The 22,757-nt window shown below is 54.4% G+C and carries 26 protein-coding genes, 1 other RNA gene and 1 other annotated feature; of the genes, 14 read left to right on the forward strand and 13 right to left on the reverse strand.

What is annotated here, in order from left to right; translation table 11 throughout:
* Positions 1–142: 142 nt before the first annotated feature.
* Positions 143–481, forward strand: a complete 339-nt coding sequence (gene glnK / locus JK231_RS03960) for a P-II family nitrogen regulator (protein WP_007886947.1) — start codon at positions 143–145, stop codon at positions 479–481.
* Positions 482–514: 33 nt separating this feature from the next.
* Positions 515–1,804 (forward strand): ammonium transporter AmtB, encoded by a 1,290-nt coding sequence (amtB, locus tag JK231_RS03965; protein ID WP_038648536.1) that lies wholly within the window; start codon positions 515–517, stop codon positions 1,802–1,804.
* Between the two features lie 71 nt (positions 1,805–1,875).
* On the opposite strand, the gene tesB is transcribed toward amtB, so the two are convergent.
* Complete coding sequence (tesB, locus tag JK231_RS03970) at positions 1,876–2,739, reverse strand: acyl-CoA thioesterase II (protein ID WP_211728046.1); 864 nt, start codon at positions 2,737–2,739, stop codon at positions 1,876–1,878.
* Between the two features lie 204 nt (positions 2,740–2,943).
* Between tesB and JK231_RS03975 the strand changes: the two genes are divergently transcribed.
* On the forward strand, positions 2,944–3,501 hold the full coding sequence (locus JK231_RS03975) for a YbaY family lipoprotein (protein WP_211728047.1): 558 nt from the start codon (positions 2,944–2,946) through the stop codon (positions 3,499–3,501).
* Between the two features lie 390 nt (positions 3,502–3,891).
* On the opposite strand, the gene JK231_RS03980 is transcribed toward JK231_RS03975, so the two are convergent.
* Complete coding sequence (locus JK231_RS03980) at positions 3,892–4,203, reverse strand: MGMT family protein (RefSeq protein WP_160867924.1); 312 nt, start codon at positions 4,201–4,203, stop codon at positions 3,892–3,894.
* Between the two features lie 176 nt (positions 4,204–4,379).
* On the opposite strand from JK231_RS03980, the gene ffs reads away from it, so the two are divergent.
* Positions 4,380–4,476: signal recognition particle sRNA small type (gene ffs, locus JK231_RS03985), an RNA gene on the forward strand.
* A 128-nt stretch (positions 4,477–4,604) separates the two neighbouring features.
* Here ffs and JK231_RS03990 read toward each other — a convergent pair.
* The 3 genes from JK231_RS03990 to JK231_RS04000 form a co-directional block, all read right to left on the reverse strand.
* Complete coding sequence (locus JK231_RS03990) at positions 4,605–4,823, reverse strand: HHA domain-containing protein (protein ID WP_034828137.1); 219 nt, start codon at positions 4,821–4,823, stop codon at positions 4,605–4,607.
* 24 nt (positions 4,824–4,847) lie between these two features.
* Positions 4,848–5,225: an Hha toxicity modulator TomB gene (gene tomB / locus JK231_RS03995; protein ID WP_034828139.1), complete on the reverse strand. Its 378-nt coding sequence runs from the start codon at positions 5,223–5,225 to the stop codon at positions 4,848–4,850.
* Positions 5,226–5,371: 146 nt separating this feature from the next.
* Positions 5,372–5,725, reverse strand: a complete 354-nt coding sequence (locus JK231_RS04000) for a hypothetical protein (RefSeq protein WP_211728048.1) — start codon at positions 5,723–5,725, stop codon at positions 5,372–5,374.
* 342 nt (positions 5,726–6,067) lie between these two features.
* Between JK231_RS04000 and JK231_RS04005 the strand changes: the two genes are divergently transcribed.
* From JK231_RS04005 to JK231_RS04015, 3 genes are read left to right on the forward strand one after another with little or no spacing between them, the layout of a single operon-like run.
* Positions 6,068–6,724, forward strand: coding sequence for an ABC transporter ATP-binding protein (locus JK231_RS04005; protein ID WP_034828143.1), 657 nt, complete (start codon positions 6,068–6,070; stop codon positions 6,722–6,724).
* Positions 6,721–7,560: a metal ABC transporter permease gene (locus tag JK231_RS04010; RefSeq protein ID WP_097117482.1), complete on the forward strand. Its 840-nt coding sequence runs from the start codon at positions 6,721–6,723 to the stop codon at positions 7,558–7,560. The genes JK231_RS04005 and JK231_RS04010 overlap by 4 nt, the downstream gene beginning before the upstream one ends.
* A gap of 21 nt (positions 7,561–7,581) precedes the next feature.
* Positions 7,582–8,460 carry a metal ABC transporter substrate-binding protein gene (locus JK231_RS04015; RefSeq protein WP_058962373.1) on the forward strand — a complete coding sequence of 293 codons (879 nt, stop codon included), beginning with the start codon at positions 7,582–7,584 and terminating at the stop codon, positions 8,458–8,460.
* A 44-nt stretch (positions 8,461–8,504) separates the two neighbouring features.
* Here JK231_RS04015 and ykgO read toward each other — a convergent pair whose 3' ends face one another.
* From ykgO to JK231_RS04035, 4 genes are all read right to left on the reverse strand, one after another.
* Positions 8,505–8,645 carry a type B 50S ribosomal protein L36 gene (ykgO, locus tag JK231_RS04020; RefSeq protein WP_008103894.1) on the reverse strand — a complete coding sequence of 47 codons (141 nt, stop codon included), beginning with the start codon at positions 8,643–8,645 and terminating at the stop codon, positions 8,505–8,507.
* A gap of 14 nt (positions 8,646–8,659) precedes the next feature.
* Positions 8,660–8,917 carry a type B 50S ribosomal protein L31 gene (locus JK231_RS04025; RefSeq protein ID WP_211728049.1) on the reverse strand — a complete coding sequence of 86 codons (258 nt, stop codon included), beginning with the start codon at positions 8,915–8,917 and terminating at the stop codon, positions 8,660–8,662.
* 159 nt (positions 8,918–9,076) lie between these two features.
* The gene (locus JK231_RS04030) at positions 9,077–12,226 is read right to left on the reverse strand and encodes a multidrug efflux RND transporter permease subunit AcrB (protein WP_034828151.1); all 3,150 of its coding nucleotides are present in this window, start codon (positions 12,224–12,226) and stop codon (positions 9,077–9,079) included.
* 17 nt (positions 12,227–12,243) lie between these two features.
* Positions 12,244–13,434, reverse strand: a complete 1,191-nt coding sequence (locus tag JK231_RS04035) for an efflux RND transporter periplasmic adaptor subunit (protein WP_034828153.1) — start codon at positions 13,432–13,434, stop codon at positions 12,244–12,246.
* 142 nt (positions 13,435–13,576) lie between these two features.
* On the opposite strand from JK231_RS04035, the gene acrR reads away from it, so the two are divergent.
* A complete protein-coding gene (acrR, locus tag JK231_RS04040) occupies positions 13,577–14,215 on the forward strand; it encodes a multidrug efflux transporter transcriptional repressor AcrR (protein WP_034828155.1) in 639 nt (212 codons plus the stop codon).
* On the opposite strand, the gene rsmS is transcribed toward acrR, so the two are convergent.
* From rsmS to JK231_RS04055, 3 genes are all read right to left on the reverse strand, one after another.
* Positions 14,212–14,367 carry a pleiotropic regulatory protein RsmS gene (gene rsmS, locus JK231_RS04045; protein ID WP_064511361.1) on the reverse strand — a complete coding sequence of 52 codons (156 nt, stop codon included), beginning with the start codon at positions 14,365–14,367 and terminating at the stop codon, positions 14,212–14,214. The two genes, acrR and rsmS, sit on opposite strands and share 4 nt — an antisense overlap.
* 12 nt (positions 14,368–14,379) lie before the next feature.
* On the reverse strand, positions 14,380–14,625 hold the full coding sequence (locus tag JK231_RS04050; RefSeq protein WP_034828157.1) for a membrane protein: 246 nt from the start codon (positions 14,623–14,625) through the stop codon (positions 14,380–14,382).
* A 173-nt stretch (positions 14,626–14,798) separates the two neighbouring features.
* On the reverse strand, positions 14,799–15,311 hold the full coding sequence (locus JK231_RS04055; protein ID WP_166933739.1) for a primosomal replication protein: 513 nt from the start codon (positions 15,309–15,311) through the stop codon (positions 14,799–14,801).
* Between the two features lie 57 nt (positions 15,312–15,368).
* Here JK231_RS04055 and JK231_RS04060 point away from each other — a divergent pair, with 57 nt between their 5' ends.
* The 6 genes from JK231_RS04060 to htpG all read left to right on the forward strand — a co-directional run bounded on the left by JK231_RS04060 (position 15,369) and on the right by htpG (position 21,788).
* Positions 15,369–15,749, forward strand: a complete 381-nt coding sequence (locus tag JK231_RS04060) for a DUF454 family protein (RefSeq protein WP_097117477.1) — start codon at positions 15,369–15,371, stop codon at positions 15,747–15,749.
* A gap of 153 nt (positions 15,750–15,902) precedes the next feature.
* Positions 15,903–16,454: an adenine phosphoribosyltransferase gene (apt, locus tag JK231_RS04065; RefSeq protein ID WP_097117476.1), complete on the forward strand. Its 552-nt coding sequence runs from the start codon at positions 15,903–15,905 to the stop codon at positions 16,452–16,454.
* 285 nt (positions 16,455–16,739) lie between these two features.
* A complete protein-coding gene (gene dnaX, locus JK231_RS04070; protein ID WP_211728050.1) occupies positions 16,740–18,827 on the forward strand; it encodes a DNA polymerase III subunit gamma/tau in 2,088 nt (695 codons plus the stop codon).
* Positions 18,169–18,230, forward strand: a sequence feature (DnaX frameshifting element). (Overlaps the previous gene by 62 nt.)
* Positions 18,828–18,879: 52 nt before the next feature.
* Positions 18,880–19,209 carry a YbaB/EbfC family nucleoid-associated protein gene (locus JK231_RS04075; RefSeq protein ID WP_031377860.1) on the forward strand — a complete coding sequence of 110 codons (330 nt, stop codon included), beginning with the start codon at positions 18,880–18,882 and terminating at the stop codon, positions 19,207–19,209.
* Positions 19,209–19,814: a recombination mediator RecR gene (gene recR, locus JK231_RS04080; RefSeq protein ID WP_097117474.1), complete on the forward strand. Its 606-nt coding sequence runs from the start codon at positions 19,209–19,211 to the stop codon at positions 19,812–19,814. The genes JK231_RS04075 and recR overlap by 1 nt, the downstream gene beginning before the upstream one ends.
* 99 nt (positions 19,815–19,913) lie before the next feature.
* The gene (htpG, locus tag JK231_RS04085; RefSeq protein ID WP_058962244.1) at positions 19,914–21,788 is read left to right on the forward strand and encodes a molecular chaperone HtpG; all 1,875 of its coding nucleotides are present in this window, start codon (positions 19,914–19,916) and stop codon (positions 21,786–21,788) included.
* Between the two features lie 89 nt (positions 21,789–21,877).
* Here htpG and JK231_RS04090 read toward each other — a convergent pair whose 3' ends face one another.
* Positions 21,878–22,747: a LysR substrate-binding domain-containing protein gene (locus tag JK231_RS04090; protein ID WP_038648497.1), complete on the reverse strand. Its 870-nt coding sequence runs from the start codon at positions 22,745–22,747 to the stop codon at positions 21,878–21,880.
* Positions 22,748–22,757: the final 10 nt, after the last annotated feature.

The following is a 22,757-nucleotide window of genomic DNA, read 5'->3' on the forward strand; positions in this document are numbered from 1 at the left end:
TGAGCCACCCATTACATAACGAAGCGCGATACAGCGCGTCCAGGCCACTGACTGCTCACCTTTTTTCATTTATGGCACAGCGTTTGCTTATATCTCCTCGTGTCCGCGAGACTCACTCAATTTATTATCTGGAGGGGAACGTATGAAGCTGGTTACCGTGGTAATCAAACCATTTAAGCTGGAGGACGTGCGTGAAGCTTTATCCTCCATTGGCATTCAGGGACTGACTGTTACCGAAGTGAAGGGGTTTGGTCGCCAGAAAGGTCACGCAGAGCTTTACCGCGGTGCCGAGTACAGCGTGAACTTCCTGCCAAAAGTTAAAATTGATATCGCGATTGCGGACGATCAACTCGATGAAGTGGTGGATGTCATCAGCAAAGCCGCTTACACCGGCAAAATTGGCGACGGCAAAATCTTCGTCGCAGAACTGCAGCGCGTTATTCGTATTCGTACCGGCGAGACCGACGAAGCAGCACTGTAACTGGGGCTCTGAATTGTGATGGGATGGAAAGAAATGAATAAAATGATGACTAAGTTGGGCCTCACCAGCCTGGCACTGTTACCGTCTCTGGCCATGGCGGCAGCACCTGCCGTTGCGGACAAAGCGGATAACGCCTTTATGATGATCTGTACCGCTCTGGTACTGTTTATGACGATTCCGGGCATCGCCCTGTTTTACGGCGGTTTGATTCGCGGTAAAAACGTCCTGTCGATGCTGACCCAGGTTGCCGTGACCTTCGCATTAGTCTGCGTGCTGTGGGTGATTTACGGTTATTCACTGGCCTTCAGCGAGGGCAACGCCTTCTTCGGTAATTTCCAGTGGGCGATGCTGAAAAATATCGAGCTGAAAGCAGTGATGGGCAGCTTCTATCAGTATATTCACGTCGCGTTCCAGGCTTCCTTCGCCTGTATCACCGTGGGCCTGATTGTGGGCGCGATTGCTGAACGTATTCGCTTCTCAGCAGTACTGATTTTTGTGGTGGTCTGGTTGACGCTCTCTTATCTGCCAATCGCACACATGGTGTGGGCTGGCGGTCTGCTGGCGCAAGACGGCGCGCTGGACTTCGCTGGCGGTACCGTTGTTCATATCAACGCAGCCGTTGCGGGTCTGGTGGGTGCTTATCTGGTGGGCAAACGTGCTGGCTTCGGTAAAGAAGCGTTCAAGCCGCACAACCTGCCAATGGTCTTCACCGGTACTGCGATTCTGTATGTGGGCTGGTTCGGTTTCAACGCCGGTTCTGCTTCTTCAGCTAACGAAATCGCAGCATTGGCTTTCCTGAATACTGTTGTGGCGACTGCAGGTGCGGTGCTGTCATGGGTGTTCGGTGAGTGGGCAATGCGTGGCAAACCTTCTCTGCTGGGTGCGTGTTCTGGCTTTATCGCCGGTTTGGTTGCTATCACCCCGGCTTGTGGTTATGTCGGTGTCGGCGGCGCGCTGATTATCGGTCTGGCCGGTGGCCTGGCAGGTATCTGGGGTGTGACCACCCTGAAGAAATGGCTGCGTGTGGATGACCCGTGTGATGTGTTCGGTGTGCACGGCGTGTGCGGTATCCTGGGTTGTATTCTGACCGGTGTGTTCGCCTCCTCTTCACTGGGCGGCGTGGGCTACGCAGAAGGCGTGACCATGGGCCATCAGGTTTGGGTTCAGCTGTTCAGCTGCGGCGTGACCATTGTCTGGTCAGGTGTTGTCGCCTTCATCGGCTTCAAACTGGCGGATATGATCGTTGGCCTGCGTGTTCCAGAAGATCAGGAACGTGAAGGTCTGGATGTGAACAGCCACGGCGAGAACGCTTACAACCAGTAAGAAATGAGCGGTAGAAGAGCAGTGCGCTAAAATTATAAAAAGACGAGGGGGCGATAATATCGCCCCTTTTTTTATGCGTCGCGTTGGCGCATGACGCCTTCCTGAACGGTGGTTGCGACCAGTGTCCCATCCTGCGTGTAGAACTCCCCACGTACAAACCCACGTGCACCTGAAGCTGAGGTGCTCACTACGCTGTATAGCAACCACTCTGAGAGGTCGAACGGGCGGTGGAACCACATGGAGTGGTCAATCGTCGCAACCTGCATGTCAGGTTCCAAAAAGCCTTTACCGTGCGGTTGGAGCGCCACGGGCAGGAAGTTGAGATCCGAGGCGTAACCCAGCAGGTATTGATGAATGCGGCGATCGTCCGGCAGCTTACCGTTGGCACGAATCCACACCTGGCGCATCGGCTCATCAACACGGCCCTTGAGCGGGTTATGGATTTGCACCGGCCGGATATCCAGTGGACGTTCAGCGAGAAACTTTTCTTTGAGTTTGAGCGGCAAATGGGCTGCCAGTTTTTGTGCCAGATCCTGCTCCGAGGGGAGGTTATCCGGCCCCGGTACTTGAGGCATAGTGTTCTGGTGCTCAAATCCGCTTTCGGGTGCCTGGAATGAGGCTGTCATGTAGAAAATGGGGTGACCATTTTGCACCGCGCTGACACGACGCGCGCTGAAGCTTTTGCCATCGCGCAGGGTTTCGACATCGTAAATGATGGCTTTTTCGCTATCACCAGGACGCAGGAAGTAGCTGTGGAACGAGTGGATGATGCGCTCTTCCGGCACGGTTTGTTTTGCTGCGTATAACGCCTGACCGACGACCTGGCCGCCAAACACCTGGCGCAGGCCGAGATCTTCACTTTGGCCGCGAAATAGGCCTTCTTCGAGTTTTTCGAGATCGAGTAATTTAAGCAGGTTTTGCAGTGCCTGGCTCATAGCAGATTCCTCTGGGGGGCAATCGCGTCAGTGTGAAAGATCCGACCAGTTTCCGTCAATGATTTTGCCGTGATTTCAGCGAGCTGGCAGTGCTTTTGGGCGCAATCCGGTTTTTTGTGCCAGAATTAAGGGCATTCGGCGGTTGAAAAGCTACCCAACAATTTGTCCGCCGACAATCATAGTGTTCATAAGGAGACGACATCGATGAAACTCTGGCATGTTATTAGCGGTGTGACGCTGGCGGCAGCATTGGCTGGCTGTGCCGATCACAGTAAGCCGGTAGCCACCCCAACGTTAGGTTCCGCCGTTGCAGGACAGCAGGCCGCGATTACGCAGCCAAATGTTAGTGGTTCGGTGTATATTCGCCAGCGCATTGCGTTGCCGCCGGATGCGGTGCTGACCGTTACGCTGTCTGACGCTTCACTGGCCGATGCACCATCTAAAGTGCTGGCGCAGCATGTGGTGCGCACCGAAGGGAAACAGGCGCCATTCCAGTTTGTGCTGCCGTTTAACCCGGCCGATATTCAGCCGAATGCGCGGATTCTGTTGAGTGCGGCTATCGCTATTGATGGCAAACTGGCGTTCATTACCGATACGGTGAAGCCGGTGATCAATCATGGCGGTACGAAAGCGGAACTGCTGTTGGTACCTGTGACCAATATGGCGATGCAGACCACGCCAGGCGCGGCGACAACGGTGCCGTCAACGTCGCCAACGCAGGTGGTGCCTTCTGCTTCGGTGCCTGCGCCGACGAGTATGTGATAAAAGCAGGGGCGGGGAGTTTACGCTTAAAAACAGGGCGGGGGAGTGTGCGGGTAGGCAACACTGTTGCGTAAAGTCGCTGCCTCGTCCCTGATCGCTCGGCACACGCCATCCCTGGCGTGTGACGCTTTACTCCACAGTGTTGCCTACCCGCACCTCAGCATGGGTGCGAATTTGTGGAATGACATCGGCGGATTGTTCCAGATTGCTCGTCACTTTCATCTTTGGCGGGGATGTTTTACTTCACAGTGTTGACTGCCCGTACCTCAGCATGGGCGCGAATTTGTGGAGTGGCATCGGCGGATTGTCCCAGATTGCTCGTTACTTTCATCTTTGGCGGGGAAGCTTTGCTGCACAGTGTTGCCCTCCCGTACTTCAGCATGGCTGCGCTTAGTACTCCCAGCGATACTTCTCTAATTCAATCTCACCGGCATCACTGACTTCGATGCCTTCGGCTTCCAGCGCATCACGCTGGCGGAAGAGATCATCGCCTTGCAGTGAAATGCGGCCATGGCGATTGATGACGCGGAACCACGGTAATTTGCTGCCCTCGGGTAAGCGACGTAATACGCCGCCGACTTGTCGGGCTGCGCGCGGTGAACCGGCAAGCAGGGCGATATCGCCGTAGGTGGTGACTTTGCCTTTAGGGATCGCGGCAATAATTTGCCAGACGCGCTCGGAGAAATTACTTGTGTCGTTCATACACGCACCTGATTCAGCGAGTAAATGCTGACTTTAGCATGCAGAGAGGGCGAGAATCAGGGTTTTACTGGCTAGCTGTTCAAGAAAACAACGGTCACCCGGCCTGCGCTTGCAATTGCCAGGGGGTTACTTGATAATGCCTGCGCTTTCGAAAGAGAGCTCGTCAATGGGGGCCCTGTTGGTTCTCCCGCAACGCTAACTTGTGAACTCGGTCAGGTCCGGAAGGAAGCAGCCGCAGCAGGCGACGCGTGTGCCGGGATGTAGCTGGCAGGGCCTCCACCATTTCTACTCCCCGAAAAAATCCTCAAGAAATCAGTACACAGCGAAACGCTGGCACTCCTTTGCCTGTGAATCATTCCCTGAAGGGAAAAGATGGCGTAACGAACAGCGGGTAAAAATAGTTAGCGGACGAACTTCCAGACAGAAACCGGTACTTTGTCGTAAAGCTTATTCATCGTCAGTTCAGCGAGACGATGATCGGCCGCAGAATAAAATACCGCGAGTTCGTTGTCAGATAATTCGTACTTGTTTTTTTCAATCACCCGTTCAAGGGTGTCAATTGAGCGACAACGACGCAGTCGCATCAAATAGTCTGTTTTGGTTAAGGCTTGGTTGCTCATAAATAAACCGGTCTCACTCTGATGCTAAAAGGAATGGCTGGGTTGTTGGAGAAAAGCGCACTCTTCGGCAAACAGATTAAATAAGCGTCTTGCTGAACGTTGCCACCGTTGAAGATCCTGAGTATTGATTCCATAACTGCTAAACAGCATAAAGGTATCGTCAAGATATTCATCGATTTGCGTAATCAGCGCTTCATCTTCAACGTGCTTAATTTTGTAATTCATCGTGAAAGACGCGATATGCTCAATCAAATCGTTGAGCTGTAAATTGCTTTCCGCAGTAGGGTCATTCACCCAGCCGTGATGGCTGTCAGTCAGTGTCGCCATACTTTCGTCAAACAGGTTCTCACACAGGAATTTAAGCTGGGCAATATCATGCCGTTTTGGTGAGTATTCGTCCATCTTTTTCCCCTCCAGAGCTTGCACAGTGACCGCAGCGCGGCGAGATTTGGAAAAGCTATCAGGAAGCGATCACGAATATTAAGAATTCAGCGACTTTTTAAATATAATCCACATTCATTAGCTTTGCTCACCTCGATTACTAAATATTACAATTCGTCGGCTGGCGAGGGGCGGGTATTGTCTATCACTGAAAACACCAGTGCGCCCGGTACTATCTGGAACAAAATCTCTTCATGCTGGGTAGATGTTTCGTTTAAATCCAGGCAAGGATTAAATAAATCCCACTTAAAATCGTAAAGCATTTTAAATCGATTGTTATCGTGCGGTTGAATGGAAATAATCTTAAAACTGTCGGGAACTAATTGCGCGTTTTGAGAATACCACTGTAAATCACCTGCCAGGGCTTCGGCTATTTTGAGAATATTCCCCTGGATAATAGCCTGCAACTTCTCGCAATCGTCCTCATCCACAGCAATATCACAATGAATAATAGACTGCATTTCGCTTCCGGTAAAAAAGGAGGATGAATCTATCATTGGGGTTCTGGCCAAATATTGCAAGTTAACTCTGTGCAGAATACGTAATCGTTGCGATGGGATTTATCGCTCAATCGATTCAGATCCAGTGATAGCCACAGAGTAAGCGCCAAATAGTTAACTTTTGAAACACTTTCTCTCGGGTATCGCGCGGGGAAAATCAGGTAGTATAATTGTTATGTTATAACGTTTTTGGTCTCCCTCCATGAATCACAGTGGTTTACTCCTCTCACTTAGCGGCCGCCTGCTGGTCGCGCTGCTGCTTATCGCGTTCCTGGCGCTGGCTATCTATTGGGGAATGCAGAAATGATGCATTTCAACCGCTTGCAGGGCGGCTATCAGGGACAAGCGGTGACGCCGATAGTTACCGGAGAACTGGCGGCAGGCAGCATGACGGCATTAATCGGCGCGAACGGCACCGGAAAATCCACGCTACTGAAAACCATCGCCGGTCTGTTGCCGCCGATTGCAGGGACTTGCGAATTAAAAATTTCGCCTAAGGCGCTTGGCTGGTTACCGCAGCGTAGTGAGTTAGAAACCCGTTTCCCGCTTACCGTTTATGAGCTGGTTGCGATGGGATGCTGGCCGCGCTGCGGCTGGTTTGGTGGCATCAATCGTGCGATGCGACAGGAGATCGATGCCGCACTGGATGCCGTGCAGATGCGTGATTTTGCTGATGCGCAGCCTTCTATGCTTTCCGGCGGTCAGTTGCAACGGGTGCTGTTTGCGCGCCTGATGCTGCAGCAAAGTAAAGTCTGGCTGCTGGATGAACCCTTTAATGGCATCGATACGCAAACCGTCACGCTGTTGATGTCAATCCTCGAGCAGCAGCAGCAGGCCGGCACCACCTTATTAGTGGTGTTGCACGATCGCCCACTGGTCGCGCGTTACTTCAAAGATGTGTTGTCACTCGACGATGCTGACTCCGCTCAAACTCCTCTGCTGCGCAGGGTGGCTTCGTGACATTGATTCAACCGTTTATCGAATTTGGTTTTATGCGCCGTGCACTAGTGGCTTGTGTGGCATTAGCGCTGAGCGCCACGCCGCTGGGTGTATTCCTTTCACTGCGTCGTATGAGTCTGGTGGGCGATGCGCTCTCCCACGCGGTGCTGCCTGGCGCGGCGATTGGCTATCTGGTTTCCGGCTTATCGCTGGTGGCGATGGGCATCGGCGGGCTGATTGCGGGGTTAGCCGTTGCGCTGCTCTCCGGTGCGGTCAGTCGATATACCCCCTTAAAGGAAGACGCCAGTTTCTCTGGCTTCTATCTCGGCTCGCTGGCGCTGGGCGTCACGCTGGTGTCATTGCGTGGATCGAGCGTCGATCTGCTGCACGTGCTGTTCGGTTCACTGCTGGCCGTCGATAACGCGGCCATCCTGCTGGTGGGCGGCATTGCGGCGTTCACTTTAATGATGCTGGCAGTGATTTTTCGTCCGCTGGTGATCGATGCGTTCGATCCGGATTTCCTGCGTGCGCAAGGCAAGTGGAGCGCGCCGATCGTCCACGGCATCTTCCTGATGCTGGTGGTGCTGAATCTGGTTGCGGGTTTTCAGGTGCTCGGCACGTTGATGTCGGTGGGATTGATGATGTTACCGGCGACCAGCGCGCGTTTCTGGAGTCGCCATCTCGCCTGCATGCTCGGCATCGCCATGCTGCTGGCGATGATCGCCGCGCTGGTAGGTTTAATTCTTTCCTGGCACTTCTCACTGCCAGCCGGACCTGCGGTGGTGCTGAGTGCGGCCGTACTGTTTTTGCTTTCTGTTTTAACAGGACCGTGTGGCGGCCTGCTGCGCCGTCGATAACTATACAATTAGGGGATACGAATGAAGAAGTTACCGTTGAGTCTGGCGATTGGCGCCATGTTGATTAGCCCACTGACCATGGCGAAAACCGTGGATGTGGTAGCGAGTTTCACCGTGCTGGCGGATATCGTTAAGCAGGTGGGCGGCGATCACGTTAACGTGAAGTCGCTGGTGCAGCCTAACGGCGATCCTCATACCTTCGAACCGACGCCACAGGATAGCCAGGCATTGGCTAAAGCCAATGTGGTATTTGTGAGTGGTTTGGGGATGGAAGGGTGGATGGATCGCCTGATCAGCGCCTCCGGTTATAAAGGCACGATTGTGGTCGCCTCCAACGGCGTTAACACACGCAAAATGGAAGAAGACGGCAAAACCGTGACTGACCCACACGCGTGGAATAGCATGCACAATGGCGTGATTTATGCCACCAACGTGATGAATGCGCTGATTAAAGCCGACCCGGAAGATGCGGCGGATATCCGCAAGAGCGGTGAAAGCTACATTCAGCAGTTGGAAAAACTGGATAGCTGGGCAAAAACGGAGTTTGCTGCAGTGCCGAAAAGCAAGCGTAAAGTGCTGACCAGCCATGATGCCTTTGGTTACTTTGGCCAGCGTTACGGTGTGAGTTTCCTTGCGCCAGTCGGTTTCTCCACGGAAGCCGAAGCCAGTGCCAGCGATGTGGCATCGATTATCAAGCAGCTGAAGGCTGAGCACATCAAGACTTACTTCATGGAGAATCAGACCGATCCGCGTTTGGTGAAACAGATTGCCAGCGAAACCGGCGCACAGCCAGGTGGTGAACTCTATCCTGAAGCGTTGTCCGAGGCGAACGGTCCTGCTGCGACTTATGTTGCTGCGTTCAAGCACAACGTCGATATCATGTTGCAGAGCATGAAGTAAAAAAAAGGCCGGGGAGCATCCCGGCCAATTATCACGACACTTTCCTACCTTTTCTTTTTTCTTCCCTGAACCGCCTTAAAGCGCGGATTTGTTTTGCAGATCACGTAAATGCGACCTTTACGACGCACGACTTTGCAATCCTTGTGACGGGTCTTGGCAGACCGTAATGAACTTAAAACCTGCATGCGTTAACTCCTGATTAATTGCCGCGCGTCAGGAAGCTGCCGAAACGCTTGTTGAAGCGTGCGGCGCTGCCTTCTTTGGTGAGATCTTTTTGCTTGCCGGTGTAGTGGATGTGGGATTTAGACGAGACATCCAGCGTCACGTACGGCAGCACTTCACCTTCGAACTCAATGGTGCGTTCGGTTTTAATGGTGGAACCGATTTTGAAATACTCATCGACAGAGGTGTCGTGGAACACCACGGGACGGTAATGAGGATGGATATTGGCTTTCATAACTGCACCCTCATGTAATGTTATAATATAACAATAGTATGAACCTGCAGAGAATTGATTGCAACCGCGATCGCAGTAAGGGTATTGAACGGTCGGGTGGAAGGCGGTGTTCAGGCAATAAAAAAGGCCGCTTGCGCGGCCTTTTCAACAGGTGACAACTTAGTGTTTGTGCTCGACCGGATGGCCTTGCTCAATCTCCGCTTTGTTTTTACCAAAGCGGCGACGTACCACCACAAAGAACACCGGCACGAAGAAGATCGCCAACGCAGTTGCGGTTACCATGCCGCCCATTACGCCAGTACCTACGGCGTTCTGTGCGCCGGAACCAGCACCGGTACTGATGGCCAGCGGCAGAACACCGAGGATAAAGGCCAGTGAGGTCATCAGAATTGGACGCAGACGCATACGTGCTGCTTCCAGAGTTGATTCCACCAAACCTTTCCCTTCCTTCTCCATCAAATCCTTGGCGAATTCAACGATCAGGATGGCGTTCTTCGCCGACAAGCCAATGGTTGTCAGCAGCCCCACCACGAAGTAGACGTCGTTACTGAGTCCGCGCAGGGTGGTGAAGATCAATGCACCGACCACACCCAGCGGCACCACCAGCATAACGGAGAACGGAATCGACCAGCTCTCATACAATGCGGCCAGACACAGGAACACCACAATCAGCGAGATGGCGTACAGGGCAGGGGCCTGGTTACCGGACAGACGTTCCTGGTAAGACATACCGGTCCAGTCATAGCCGATACCCGCAGGCAGTTTGCCCGCCAGCTCTTCCATCAGGTTCATAGCATCGCCGGAGCTCTTGCCTGGTGCAGCCTGACCCAGAATCTCCATTGATGGTAAGCCGTTGTAACGTTCCAGACGTGGTGAACCGTACTGCCACTTCGCCGAAGAGAAGGCTGAGAACGGAACCATAGTGCCGGAGCTGTTACGCACAAACCATTTGCTGATGTCATCTGGCAACATACGCGAGTCAGCCTGGCCCATGACGTACACTTTCTTCACACGACCACGGTCGATGAAGTCATTGACGTACGAACCACCCCAGCCCGCGCCCAGCGTGGTGTTGATGTCAGACAGCGACACACCCAACGCCTGCGCTTTTTCCTGATCGATGATCAGTTTGTACTGTGGCGTATCTTCCATACCGTTTGGACGCACGCCCACCAGCGTATCCGGATGCTGGGCAATCATGCCAAACAGCTGGTTACGCGCGGCGGTTAACTTCTCGTGACCCAGGTTACCCTGGTCCGTCAGCATGAAGTCGAAGCCGGTGGCGTTACCCAGCTCGATAATCGCTGGCAGGTTGAACGGGAAGACCATCGCATCTTTGATCTGACCCAACGCCTGCATGGCGCGTCCGGCAATCGCTGGCACTTTCAGGCTGGCATCGCCACGCTCATCCCACGGTTTCAGGCTGACGAAGGCAATACCGGTGTTCTGACCACGACCCGCAAAGCCAAAGCCGTTAACGGTAAATACCGAGTTAACGCTGTCTTTCTCTTTGTTCAGGAAGTAATCAGTCACCTGATCCAGCACTTTCTGTGTACGTTCCTGGGTTGCACCGGCTGGCAACTGCGCCTGCGCCAGTAACAGACCCTGATCCTCTTCCGGCAGGAAGGAGGTAGGCAGTTTCAGGAACAGATACGCCATGCCGACCACGATCACCAGGTAGATCACCAGATAACGACCGGTGCTACGCACGATGTGACCCACGCTATCCACGTAGTGGTTGGTGCTCTTATCGAACAAGCGGTTGAACCAGCCGAAGAAGCCAGTGGTTTTACCGTGATCGCCTTTCTTGATCGGTTTCAGCATGGTGGCACAGAGTGCCGGCGTCAGAATCAACGCCACCAGTACTGACAGTGCCATTGCGGAAACGATGGTGATCGAGAACTGACGATAAATAACCCCGGTAGAGCCGCCGAAGAAGGCCATCGGGATAAATACCGCGGACAGCACCAGGGCAATACCCACCAGCGCACCCTGAATCTGCTCCATCGAACGTTTCGTCGCTTCTTTCGGCGGTAAGCCTTCTTCCGCCATCACACGCTCAACGTTCTCAACCACCACGATGGCGTCATCCACCAACAGGCCGATGGCGAGTACCATCCCGAACATCGTCAGAGTGTTTATCGAGTAACCAAAGGCACTGATAATCGCAAACGTACCCAACAGCACCACCGGCACCGCAATGGTCGGAATCAGCGTGGCGCGGAAGTTCTGCAGGAACAGGTACATCACCAGGAACACCAGCACGATCGCTTCAAACAGCGTTTTCACCACTTCGAAGATCGAGATCTTCACGAACGGCGTGGTGTCGTACGGGTAAACGGTTTTCATGCCAGCCGGGAAGAACGGCTGCAGTTTGGCCAGCTCATCTTTCACCGCTTTGGCGGTATCCAATGCATTCGCACCGGTTGCCAGTTTCACACCGATACCCGAAGCCGGTTTGCCGTTGTAGCGGGCGATGATCTCGTAGTTTTCACCACCGAGTTCAATCTTCGCCACGTCACGCAAGCGCACCTGTGAGCCATCCTGGTTCACTTTCAGCATGATGTTGCCGAACTCTTCAGTATTGGTCAGACGGGTCTGGGCAATGATCGAGGCGTTCAACTGCTGGCCAGGCACGGGCGGTGTACCCCCTAACTGACCGGCGGCGACCTGGGTGTTCTGGGTGCCCAACGCACTGATGACATCGACCGGCGTCAGCTGGTAGTTGTTCAGTTTGTGCGGGTCGAGCCAGATGCGCATCGCGTACTGCGCACCAAACACCTGAGTATCACCGACGCCAGGCGTACGGCTGATCGGGTCTTTGATGTTTGAAGCAACATAGTCAGAGATATCATTCTGCGTCATGCTGCCGTCATCACTGACAAAGCCCGCTACCATCAGGAAGCTGCTGGAGGATTTTTTAACCTGAATACCTTGCTGCTGTACTTCCTGCGGCAGCAGTGGCATCGCCAGCTGCAGCTTGTTCTGTACCTGTACCTGCGCGATATCGGCGTTGGTACCGGACTGGAAGGTCAGCGTCAGGGTTAAAGTACCGGACGAGTCACTGCTCGAGGCCATATACATCAGGCCATCGATGCCGTTCATGTTTTGTTCGATAACCTGGGTTACCGAATCCTGCAGCGTTTTCGCATCAGCACCCGGGTAGGTTGCCTGGATTTCAACGGCCGGCGGCGCAACATTGGGATATTGCTCAATCGGCAAGCTGATAATCGCAAGAGTACCTGCCAGCATAATGATGATGGCAAGCACCCAGGCAAAAATGGGGCGATCGATAAAGAACTTAGCCATGTATCAGTGGCTCCTGTTTAGGACGATGATTTAGCAGACTGTGATTCCGGTGCTGCTTTGGCATCATCTTTGACTTCTTGTGGTGTCACCTGCGCACCTGGCTTGGCACGCTGAAGACCGACGGTGATCACGCGATCGCCTTCTTTCAGGCCATCCGTTACCAGCCATTTGTCGCCAAATGCCTGATTAGCGGTGATATTACGGACTTCCACTTTATTATCTGCGCCCACCACCATCGCGGTTGCCTGACCGGTTGGGGTACGGGTTACGCCCTGTTGCGGTACCAGCAGTGCGGTTGGGTTGGTGCCTTCATCCAGACGCGCACGCACAAACATCCCTGGCAGCAGGCGGTGGTCCGGGTTCGGGAAGATGGCGCGCAGCGTGATGGAGCCGGTGGTTTCATCCACGGTCACATCAGAGAATTCCAATGTGCCTGTCTGCGTGTATGCGTTACCGTTTTGCATCAAGAGCGTGACGTTGGCTTTGCCGTCATTTTGTTTCAGTTGACCGGATTCCAGTTCTGCGCGCAAACGCAGGAAATCATCACTGGATTGGGTCACATCGACATACATCGGATCGAGCTGCTGCACGGTTGCCAGCGCAGTGGTTTGACCGCTGGAGACCAGAGCACCCTCAGTGACTGACGATTTACCAATGCGACCGCTGATCGGCGACGTCACTTTGGTGTAAGCCAGATTGATGCGTGCGGTTTCCACGTTAGCCTGGGCTGCCTGAACGGCTGCAGCCGTCTGTGCAGCGGTGGCCGCAGCGGTGTCATAGTCCTGCTGACTAATGTACTTAGTACCCAGCAGCGGCTTATAACGTTTGATGGTTAACTGCGCGACGTGTGCATTGGCTTGCGCCTGTGCTAAATCGCCTTTGGCGCTGTCATAAGCCGCCTGGTAAGTTGCCGGATCGATCTGATACAGGGACACGCCTGCTTTGATATCCGTTCCTTCCTCAAAATTACGCTTCAGAATAATGCCTGACACCTGAGGGCGCACTTCTGCCACGCGGAATGCCGAAGTACGTCCTGGCAGTTCGGTGGTAATTTTCAAAGGCTCGTTTTTTAACGTCACAACACCCACTTCTGGGGGCTGCTGCTGGGCGGCTTGCTGGGATTTATTATCATCACATCCTGTTAACACAAAGCTGCCTGAAAGCATCAGGACGGCCGCCAGAGGCGCTAATCCTCTGTTTTTATTCATAAATAAACCTCTAGTGTCCGATATCAAATGATCAATGGATCACAAACCGATAAACCCATTGCTGCGTTAAAACACGGGTCGTGCTATGGTACATACATTCACAAATGTATGTAAACTTGCCAGTTTGTAAAAAAAGTCCTCTATGGCACGAAAAACCAAAGCGCAAGCACTTGAAACGCGGAACCAAATTCTGGATGCCGCTTTAGCACACTTCTCTGAACACGGTGTGGCTGCCACATCCCTGGCAGATATCGCAACAGCGGCCGGCGTCACGCGCGGTGCCATCTACTGGCATTTCAAAAATAAAGCCGATGTTCTGCATGAAATCTGGCTTCGGTGTGACGCTGGGCTTGACGATGTGGAACTTGAGTATCAGACAAAATACCCGGGCGATCCACTTTCTGTTATCCGTTCAATGTTGATCTATATCCTTGACGCCACAGCAAAGGATCCACAAAGACGCGCATTAATGGAGATTATCTTCCATAAATGTGAATTCGTTGGCGAAATGTCGACATTACAGGATATGCGTCAAAGTTTACTGCTTGAGTGTTACGACCGAATTGAATTGGTGCTACGTGAGTGTATCGAAGTGGGCCAGTTGCCTGCGGGATTGAACACGTTGCAATCGGCGCGTCTGATGTGCGGTTATATCAACGGTATGATGGAAAACTGGCTGTTTAACCCGCAGGCGTTTGATCTGGCGGCAGATGCGCCGCAGTTGGTGGATGCCTTTATTGATATGCTGCGGCTCAGTCCCACTCTCTCTTCGGCGCGTTAATTAACGCCCTCTGCCGCCTGTTTCTGCTGATAATCGCGTTGGACAATCGCCAGCGCGGCTAACACGGTTGCGGTAGGCACCTGGTTCTCTTCCAGCAGTTGTATCAAATCCACTGCCAGTTTGATCTCATCGGATGCAGTTTCCAGTGACATGATTTCTCCTTGTTAAATACGTAATTTTGCTGCCACCAGCAGCATCAAAATGGAACCCAGCAGTGCCACCCCAAAGCCAGCGGGATGCAACGTCGCTAAATCACCCGTTGTAAAATAAGTCGCGATGTAACCCCCAATTAACGCACCAATCACGGCCAGCACCAGCGTCGGAACAAACCCACCCGGCCGACCGGGAAAAACCATGCGCTTGATGCAGCCAGCCACCACGCCAATCGCTATCCACATAATTAGGGTCATGATTTTCCTCCTTCATTCATAGGGGGAGTATATATCCTAAATAATTTCAGGTGCAGGCAAGTGGCAAAGGAATGAACCCGCAGGGGCTTACTCATGCAGACACGGGGGGAATGAGCGTAGCCAACGCACCTGCCCTGTGAAGTATGACGGGTATAAAGGAAAGTGGGCGGTGATTACCGTGCCGGGCCTGACATTTCCAGTTTGTGCATCGCATGGCGACAGCGTGCCAGCCGCTCGTGCAGCACTTCGATATCGCGGATCAACTGCTGCTGCACGCTGAGGGTTTCGGCGCGCGCCAGATGTTGCTCACGTTGTTCGATCATCGCCAGCAAGCGCGTTTCATATCCCTGATACTCTTCGCGCTTCGACTGGCGCGGATCAACGCGAGGACGCTCACGCGGGGTGCGCAGTTGCTGGCTCTGGCATTCGCGTTGCAGGGCGGCAATCTGGTCCAGCACTTTCTCCGCCAGCCACTGACGGCGTATGACGTTGGTATCAGCAGCGATGAGCTGGGTTAAATTCTGTTCCAGCTCAGCAAGATAATCAGCGAGCCGCGTGCCTTTGCAATGGAACAGTTGGGCGTCAAAACGGGGCTGTCGGCAGGCACCATCGCGTTGCTGTGCGATTTGCTGTCGTAGCTGATCGACAATGGCGAGCAGACGTTGATGTGCGGGCGGTTGGGGCATCACTCTGATTCCGACTGTGTTAACGTAGCGCAGTTCCGATTTTATCAGGCATCAGGCATGCAACGAATTTTTCTTCTGTGTCTTGGCTGGCTGGCGATTGTGCTGGGCACGCTGGGCATTGTATTACCTTTGTTACCGACCACGCCATTTGTGTTGCTGGCCGCCTGGTGCTTTGCCCGTTCGTCACCGCGTTTTCACCACTGGCTGCTGTGGCGCTCGCCGTTTGGTCGCTATATCCGCCACTGGCAACAGCATCGCGCCATGCCGCCCGGCGCCAAAGGCCGCGCCATGTTGCTGATTGTCATCACCTTTGCCGCTTCTATTTATCTGGTTAACATGCTGTGGGTGCGGATTATGCTGGGCATCATGTTGTGCGCGCTGCTTTTGTTTATGTGGCGTATCCCGGTAGTGGCAGAAAATGCTGACAGCGGCGATTAAGTGCGGCAGGGTTGCATTTAGACAGGTATTTGCATAGATTTGGGCATCTTCGTGCGTGGCTTCCCTTTTTAAACGTCTTCGCTTAACCCGGTTTCCGGGTATTGGCGCTGTCGGATGCTGCGCGTATTAGATATTTTTCCAGGCGTAACACTTATGACCGCAACTGCTCAGCAGCTTGAACTCATCAAAAACAGCATCAAAAGCATCCCTGACTACCCTAAGCCGGGCATCCTGTTCCGTGACGTCACCAGTTTGATGGAAGATCCGCAGGCCTATGCCGCGTCGATTGCCATTCTGGTTGAACGCTATCGTAACAAAGGTATCACCAAAGTGGTGGGCACCGAAGCACGTGGCTTCCTGTTTGGTGCACCGGTGGCACTGGGTCTGGGTGTCGGTTTTGTGCCGGTGCGTAAGCCGGGCAAGCTGCCGCGTGAAACCTACAGCGAGAGCTATGAGCTGGAGTACGGTTCTGATGCGCTGGAGCTGCACAAAGATGCCATTAAGCCAGGTGATGTGGTGCTGGTGGTGGACGATCTGCTGGCCACCGGCGGTACGCTGGAAGCCACAGTGAAACTGATCCGCCGTGCCGGTGGCGAAGTGAAAGATGCTGCGTTCGTGATCAACCTGTTTGATCTGAGCGGTGAAGCGCGCCTTAACGCGATCGGCATTGATTGCTACAGCCTCGTGAATTTCCCCGGCCACTAAGGCCCTGTGCGCCGCTGGCCTTGGCCATCGCGGCGCATTTCATTGCGCGTTCCTGCCGTCGTACCTTGGTATCAATATCTGATAAATCGTACCGCTCAAGCGGATGCGCGATGAAATTCAGCGCCTGCAGCGCGGGTATAGGCATATCCTGTTGTGGCTGTTAGACTACTGCCCATATAAACAGGGGTTGCGAAGCTGCATTTTTCCTCTTTGTCTTGTGGCGGAACCCGGTTCACTTAGCCGCACCGCTGTGCCAACTCAATAAATTCCAGTGATTGAATCCACATGAGCTATCAGGTACTTGCGCGAAAATGGCGTCCCCAGGCTTTCGCTGACGTAGTCGGTCAGGAACATGTGCTGACTGCGCTGGCCAACGGATTGTCACTGGGACGAATCCATCATGCTTATCTCTTCTCCGGTACACGCGGCGTGGGGAAAACCTCGATCGCCCGTTTGCTGGCGAAAGGTCTTAACTGCGAAACCGGTATCACCTCCACGCCATGTGGTCAGTGTGATAACTGCCGTGAAATCGAGCAGGGGCGCTTTGTCGATCTTATTGAGATCGATGCCGCGTCACGCACCAAAGTCGAAGACACGCGCGATTTGCTGGATAACGTGCAGTACGCCCCGGCGCGCGGTCGCTTCAAGGTTTATCTGATCGATGAAGTGCACATGCTCTCGCGTCACAGCTTTAATGCGCTGTTGAAAACGCTGGAAGAGCCGCCGTCGCACGTCAAATTCCTGCTGGCGACCACCGACCCGCAAAAATTGCCGGTCACTATTCTGTCGCGTTGCCTGCAGTTCCATCTTAAAGCGCTCGACGTCGAGCAAATTCAGCAGCAGTTAGTGCATATATTGCAGCAGGAGCAGATTGCCGCCGAGCCGCGTGCACTGCATCTGCTGGCGCGTGCCGCTGATGGCAGTATGCGTGATGCCCTGAGTCTCACCGATCAGGCGATTGCCATGGGGCAGGGCAGCGTGACGCGTGAAACCGTGGCGCAAATGCTGGGCACGCTGGATGACGAACAGCCGCTGGCGCTGATTGAAGCGCTGGCGGAGGGCCAGGGTGAACAGGTGATGGCACTGCTGAATCAGGCGGCATCGCGTGGTGTCGAGTGGGAAGCGCTGCTGGTCGAGATGCTGCGATTACTGCATCGCGTGGCAATGGTGCAACTGCTGCCGGCTTCGCTGGGTGAGGATGATGTAAATCAGGCACATCGCTTGCGCGATTTAGCGCGCGTCTTACCGCCCGCCGATGTGCAGCTCTACTACCAAACTTTGTTGATGGGACGTAAAGATCTGCCGCTGGCACCGGATCGTCGCCTCGGCGTCGAGATGACGCTGCTGCGCGCGCTGGCGTTCCATCCGCAGGCGACCATTGCCGAGCCGGTTGCGCGGCCCAGTCTGATCCCGCAGGCGGCACCGCAAGCGTCTGCTGCATCCGCAGGCGTTGCTGCGCCGGCCTCTTCCGCTCAGGTTACTGCTCCAGCTTCGTCAGCCAACACTGCAGCGTCAGCAACGCCAGCGGCTTCCGCTCCCGGACCTGCAGCCACTTCTTCGGCACCTCGCACCGCCTCTGCCGCGCAGCCGCAGATGGCGCCGCCAATGCAGGACGCGCCGCCGATGGCTGATGACTACGCCGATATGCAACCGGCGCCAGAACATATGTCCGACTCCACCAGCCAACTGTTACAGGCGCGAACGCAGTTGCTGCGTCAGGGAGCCGGCAAAGCAAAAAAGAGTGAGCCGGCAGCGCGTCCCGCGCGGCCGGCGAACCCGGCGCTGGAACGTCTTGCCAGTGTCACCGAACGCGTGCAGCAGCGTGCGTCTGAACCCGCGGTAAAAACGCCCGCGAAGCCAGAAGCCTATCGCTGGAAAGCCCAGCAAACGGTCGAGGTAAAAGCGGAGCCCATCGCAACGCCAAAAGCCTTGCGTTCCGCTCTGGAGCATGAGAAAACGCCTGAGCTGGCGCTTCGTCTGGCCGAAGAAGCCCAGCAGCGCGATGCGTGGGCCGCCGAAATAGCCGCACTGACGTTGCCAAAACTGGTGCAGCAGGTGGCGTTAAACGCGTGGAAAGAGGTGGGCGAGAACGCCGTCACGCTGCATTTGCGCAGCAGTCAACGCCACCTGAATTCAGCGTCGGCAAAACAGGCGTTGACGGAAGCGCTCAGTCAGGCAGCCGGACAAACGGTTGAACTGACCATCGTTGAAGACGATAATCCTGCGGTGTTGACGCCACTGGAATGGCGTCAGGCCATTTATGAAGAGAAACTGGTGCAGGCGCGCCAGTCGATTGAAAGCGATACTCACATTCAGACATTGCGTCGATTCTTCGATGCCGATCTGGATGAAGAGAGTATTCGACCCGTTTGAACACCCGCTGTCGCAACGCGTTTGCGTACAGCCCCAGCAGAGAGAGAAGACTATGTTTGGTAAAGGCGGATTGGGCAACCTGATGAAACAGGCCCAGCAGATGCAAGACAAAATGGCCAAAGTTCAGGAAGAGATCGCCGCGCTGGAAGTGACCGGTGAATCAGGCGCTGGCCTGGTCAAAGTCACCATCAACGGTGCACACAACTGCCGTCGTGTTGAAGTTGATCCAAGCTTGCTGGAAGACGACAAAGACATGCTGGAAGATCTGATTGCTGCAGCCTTCAACGATGCAGCACGTCGCATTGATGAAACGCAGAAAGAGAAAATGGCCTCTGTGTCATCTGGTATGCAGCTGCCACCTGGCTTCAAGATGCCGTTCTGATGCAAACCAGTCCACTGCTTGAATCTTTGATGGAGTCGCTGCGTTGCCTGCCGGGCGTGGGCCCGAAATCGGCGCAGCGCATGGCTTTTCAGCTGTTACAGCGCGATCGTAGCGGTGGCATGCGTCTGGCGCAGGCATTGACCCGCGCGATGTCGGAAATCGGCCACTGTGCCGATTGCCGCACTTTCACCGAGCAGGAAATTTGCACCATCTGCGCCAATCCGCGTCGTCAACAAAACGGCCAGATTTGCGTGGTGGAGAGTCCTGCCGATATCCACGCCATTGAGCAAACCGGCCAGTTTGGCGGCCGTTACTTTGTGCTGATGGGCCACTTGTCACCGCTGGATGGCATCGGTCCGCAAGATATCGGTCTGGATCGGTTAGAGCAGCGCCTGGAGCGTGAAACGCTGACCGAAGTGATCCTCGCCACCAACCCAACGGTGGAAGGTGAAGCCACGGCCAATTACATCGCTGAGCTGTGCGGGCAATATGGCGTTGATGCCAGCCGCATTGCACACGGTGTGCCGGTCGGTGGTGAGCTGGAAATGGTCGATGGCACCACGCTGTCGCACTCGCTCGCTGGACGCCACAAGTTTAAATTCTAATCACTTGCCGATGTCTTCACCGACATCGGCTTGAAATTCCCATCATCATCCCCATTTCTCTCTCAACCTATGATCAACCCCGATTTAGTTGAGGTAGCAATGACCATGAAAGGACAAGAGACGCGTGGCTTCCAGTCAGAGGTAAAACAACTTCTGCACCTGATGATTCACTCCCTCTATTCAAACAAAGAGATTTTCCTGCGTGAACTGATCTCCAACGCTTCGGATGCCGCCGACAAACTGCGCTTCCGCGCCCTGTCCACGCCGGATCTGTATGAAGGCGATGGCGACCTGCGCGTGCGTATCTCGGTCGATAAGGATAATCGTACGCTGACCTTGAGCGATAACGGTATCGGTATGCGCCGTGATGAGGTGATTGAGAACCTCGGTACCATCGCGAAGTCCGGCACCAAATCCTTCCTTGAATCCATGGGCTCAGACCAGGCGAAAGACAGTCAGCTGATCGGTCAGTTTGGCGTGGGCTTCTACTCGGCGTTTATCGTTGCAGATAAAGTCACCGTGCGTACCCGTGCTGCGGGTGCGAAAGCCGATGAAGCTGTGTTCTGGGAATCGGCGGGCGAGGGTGAATACACTCTGGCAGAAATCGAGAAAGCCGATCGCGGTACCGAAATCACGCTGCACTTCCGCGAAGGCGAGGATGATTTCCTCGATGCGTGGCGCGTACGCAACGTGATCAGCAAATACTCCGATCACATTGCGCTGCCGGTTGAGATTGAGACCAAAGACGAAGAGAACGACACCACTACCTGGGAGAAGATCAACAAAGCTCAGGCGCTGTGGACGCGCAACAAGTCTGAAATCAGCGACGAAGAGTACAACGAGTTCTATAAACACATCGCCCATGATTACAGCGATCCGGCGATCTGGAGCCACAACCGTGTGGAAGGCAAGCAGGAGTACACCAGCCTGCTGTACATCCCGCAGCGTGCGCCATTCGACATGTTCAACCGCGACAGCAAACACGGCCTGAAGCTGTATGTGCAGCGCGTGTTCATCATGGACGATGCCGAGCAGTTCATGCCGAACTACCTGCGCTTCGTACGTGGCCTGATAGATTCCAACGATCTGCCGCTGAACGTCTCGCGTGAAATCCTGCAGGACAGCCGTGTCACCCAGAGCCTGCGTGCCGCGCTGACCAAGCGTAGCCTGCAGATGCTGGAAAAACTGGCTAAAGACGACGCCGAAAAATACCAGCAGTTCTGGAAAGAGTTTGGTCTGGTCCTGAAAGAAGGCCCCGCCGAAGACAACACCAATCAGCAGGCGATTGCTAAACTGCTGCGCTTTGCCACCACGCAGAGTGAAGGCGCTGAGCAGACCATTTCGCTGGACGATTACCTGAGCCGCATGGTGGAAGGGCAGGATAAGATTTACTACATCACTGCTGACAGCTATGCCGCCGCGAAGAGCAGCCCGCATCTGGAACTGTTCCGCAAAAAAGGTATCGAGGTGCTGCTGCTGTCCGATCGTATCGACGAGTGGATGATGAGCTACCTGACCGAGTTCGACGGTAAAACCTTCCAGTCAGTGAGCAAAGCGGATGAGTCGCTGAGCAAACTGGCCGATGAAGAGACCGAAGAGCAGAAGGAAGCGGAAAAAGCGCTGGAGCCGTTTGTTGAGCGCGTGAAAACGCTGCTGGGCGAGCGTGTGAAAGAGGTGCGTCTGACTCATCGTCTGACCGACACCCCGGCGATTGTCACCACCGACGCCAACGAAATGACCACCCAGATGGCGAAGCTGTTTGCTGCTGCGGGCCAGGAAGTGCCGGATGTGAAGTACATCTTCGAAATCAACCCGGAGCATACGCTGGTGAAACGCGTGGCGGATACCCATGACGAAGCGCATTTTGCTGAATGGGTTGAGCTGCTGCTGGATCAGGCGCTGCTGGCTGAGCGCGGCACGCTGGACGATCCTAACCAGTTTATCCGTCGTATGAACCAACTGCTGACGGCATAAGCCATTCAGCGCCCGCGCCGGTTGGCATCAATACCGGCGGCAGGGTTGGCAAGAGACAAAAAAGGTCGGCATTGAATGCCGACCTTTTTTTAATGCAGCGCCTGATCGCGCAGCCAATCCCGGAATAACGTTATCTCCGCATCATGCTGACGTGACATTTTCGTCATCATCCAGGTGGCGCGGTCCACACGCACAAATCCCAATGGGGCGATAAGCGTACCGTCGCTTAACTCCTGCCTGACCAGTAAGCGCGGGGCCATGATCACCCCTAAGCCATTTCTCGCCGCCTGAATGCCCAGAGTGAGATTATCGAAATGCTTACCGACCCAATAATTGCCACGCGCACCGCTGGTTTTCGCCCACTCGGCCCAGGCGTGCAGTCGTGTATCGGCATGCAGCAGCGGCAATGACGCTAAATCCTGCTCATTGTGAAAACGTGCCGCGTATTGAGGCGCGCACAGCGGGCCGATGTAGTCATCGCTGATCAGCGTAGCATCAATATCCTCATCCGGTGACTGCTCATAGCTGAGAATCAGCACATCGGTGTGTTCACTGCGCAACTGGTCGATCTCCACCAGCGGCTGAAACTGCACTTCAATATCGGGATAGCGTTGATAAAAACTGCTAATACGTGGAATCAGCCATTGCGAGAGAAAACTGGGCGCGCAAGAGACGCTGAGGTGATGACGCATGCCGGTGCGAATGCTTTCGCAGGTGGTGGAGAGTTCGCTAAACGCCTTCTGACAACTCACCAGCAAGCGCTCGCCGTGTGAGGTTAATTTGACGCGCCCATTGGTACGGACGAATAAGGGCTTTCCCATCCAGCTTTCCAGCTGTCGAATCTGATGGCTAATGGCGCTGTGTGTCACATGAAGACGCTCGGCCGCCACGCTAAAACTGCTGTGCAGTGCTGCCTGATGAAAATAGTGCAGTGCACGTAACGACGGAAGCGCGGTCATACTCATCCCC

The organism is Pantoea sp. JGM49, from assembly GCF_018257655.1.
GTDB lineage: Bacteria > Pseudomonadota > Gammaproteobacteria > Enterobacterales > Enterobacteriaceae > Pantoea > Pantoea communis.

Bases quoted from the DNA above. Each gene is read 5' to 3' on its own strand.
- JK231_RS04060 (WP_097117477.1), top strand. From the start codon at position 15,369: ATGCAACGAATTTTTCTTCTGTGTCTTGGCTGGCTGGCGATTGTGCTG.
- ykgO (WP_008103894.1), bottom strand. From the start codon at position 8,645: ATGCAGGTTTTAAGTTCATTACGGTCTGCCAAGACCCGTCACAAGGAT.
- JK231_RS04030 (WP_034828151.1), bottom strand. From the start codon at position 12,226: ATGGCTAAGTTCTTTATCGATCGCCCCATTTTTGCCTGGGTGCTTGCC.
- glnK (WP_007886947.1), top strand. From the start codon at position 143: ATGAAGCTGGTTACCGTGGTAATCAAACCATTTAAGCTGGAGGACGTG.
- recR (WP_097117474.1), top strand. From the start codon at position 19,209: ATGCAAACCAGTCCACTGCTTGAATCTTTGATGGAGTCGCTGCGTTGC.
- JK231_RS04035 (WP_034828153.1), bottom strand. From the start codon at position 13,434: ATGAATAAAAACAGAGGATTAGCGCCTCTGGCGGCCGTCCTGATGCTT.
- tesB (WP_211728046.1), bottom strand. From the start codon at position 2,739: ATGAGCCAGGCACTGCAAAACCTGCTTAAATTACTCGATCTCGAAAAA.
- htpG (WP_058962244.1), top strand. From the start codon at position 19,914: ATGACCATGAAAGGACAAGAGACGCGTGGCTTCCAGTCAGAGGTAAAA.
- JK231_RS04015 (WP_058962373.1), top strand. From the start codon at position 7,582: ATGAAGAAGTTACCGTTGAGTCTGGCGATTGGCGCCATGTTGATTAGC.
- JK231_RS04055 (WP_166933739.1), bottom strand. From the start codon at position 15,311: ATGCCCCAACCGCCCGCACATCAACGTCTGCTCGCCATTGTCGATCAG.
- JK231_RS04090 (WP_038648497.1), bottom strand. From the start codon at position 22,747: ATGACCGCGCTTCCGTCGTTACGTGCACTGCACTATTTTCATCAGGCA.
- JK231_RS04075 (WP_031377860.1), top strand. From the start codon at position 18,880: ATGTTTGGTAAAGGCGGATTGGGCAACCTGATGAAACAGGCCCAGCAG.
- JK231_RS03990 (WP_034828137.1), bottom strand. From the start codon at position 4,823: ATGAGCAACCAAGCCTTAACCAAAACAGACTATTTGATGCGACTGCGT.
- JK231_RS04025 (WP_211728049.1), bottom strand. From the start codon at position 8,917: ATGAAAGCCAATATCCATCCTCATTACCGTCCCGTGGTGTTCCACGAC.
- JK231_RS04050 (WP_034828157.1), bottom strand. From the start codon at position 14,625: ATGACCCTAATTATGTGGATAGCGATTGGCGTGGTGGCTGGCTGCATC.
- amtB (WP_038648536.1), top strand. From the start codon at position 515: ATGAATAAAATGATGACTAAGTTGGGCCTCACCAGCCTGGCACTGTTA.
- JK231_RS04000 (WP_211728048.1), bottom strand. From the start codon at position 5,725: ATGCAGTCTATTATTCATTGTGATATTGCTGTGGATGAGGACGATTGC.
- acrR (WP_034828155.1), top strand. From the start codon at position 13,577: ATGGCACGAAAAACCAAAGCGCAAGCACTTGAAACGCGGAACCAAATT.
- JK231_RS03980 (WP_160867924.1), bottom strand. From the start codon at position 4,203: ATGAACGACACAAGTAATTTCTCCGAGCGCGTCTGGCAAATTATTGCC.
- apt (WP_097117476.1), top strand. From the start codon at position 15,903: ATGACCGCAACTGCTCAGCAGCTTGAACTCATCAAAAACAGCATCAAA.
- JK231_RS04005 (WP_034828143.1), top strand. From the start codon at position 6,068: ATGATGCATTTCAACCGCTTGCAGGGCGGCTATCAGGGACAAGCGGTG.
- rsmS (WP_064511361.1), bottom strand. From the start codon at position 14,367: ATGTCACTGGAAACTGCATCCGATGAGATCAAACTGGCAGTGGATTTG.
- JK231_RS03975 (WP_211728047.1), top strand. From the start codon at position 2,944: ATGAAACTCTGGCATGTTATTAGCGGTGTGACGCTGGCGGCAGCATTG.
- tomB (WP_034828139.1), bottom strand. From the start codon at position 5,225: ATGGACGAATACTCACCAAAACGGCATGATATTGCCCAGCTTAAATTC.
- dnaX (WP_211728050.1), top strand. From the start codon at position 16,740: ATGAGCTATCAGGTACTTGCGCGAAAATGGCGTCCCCAGGCTTTCGCT.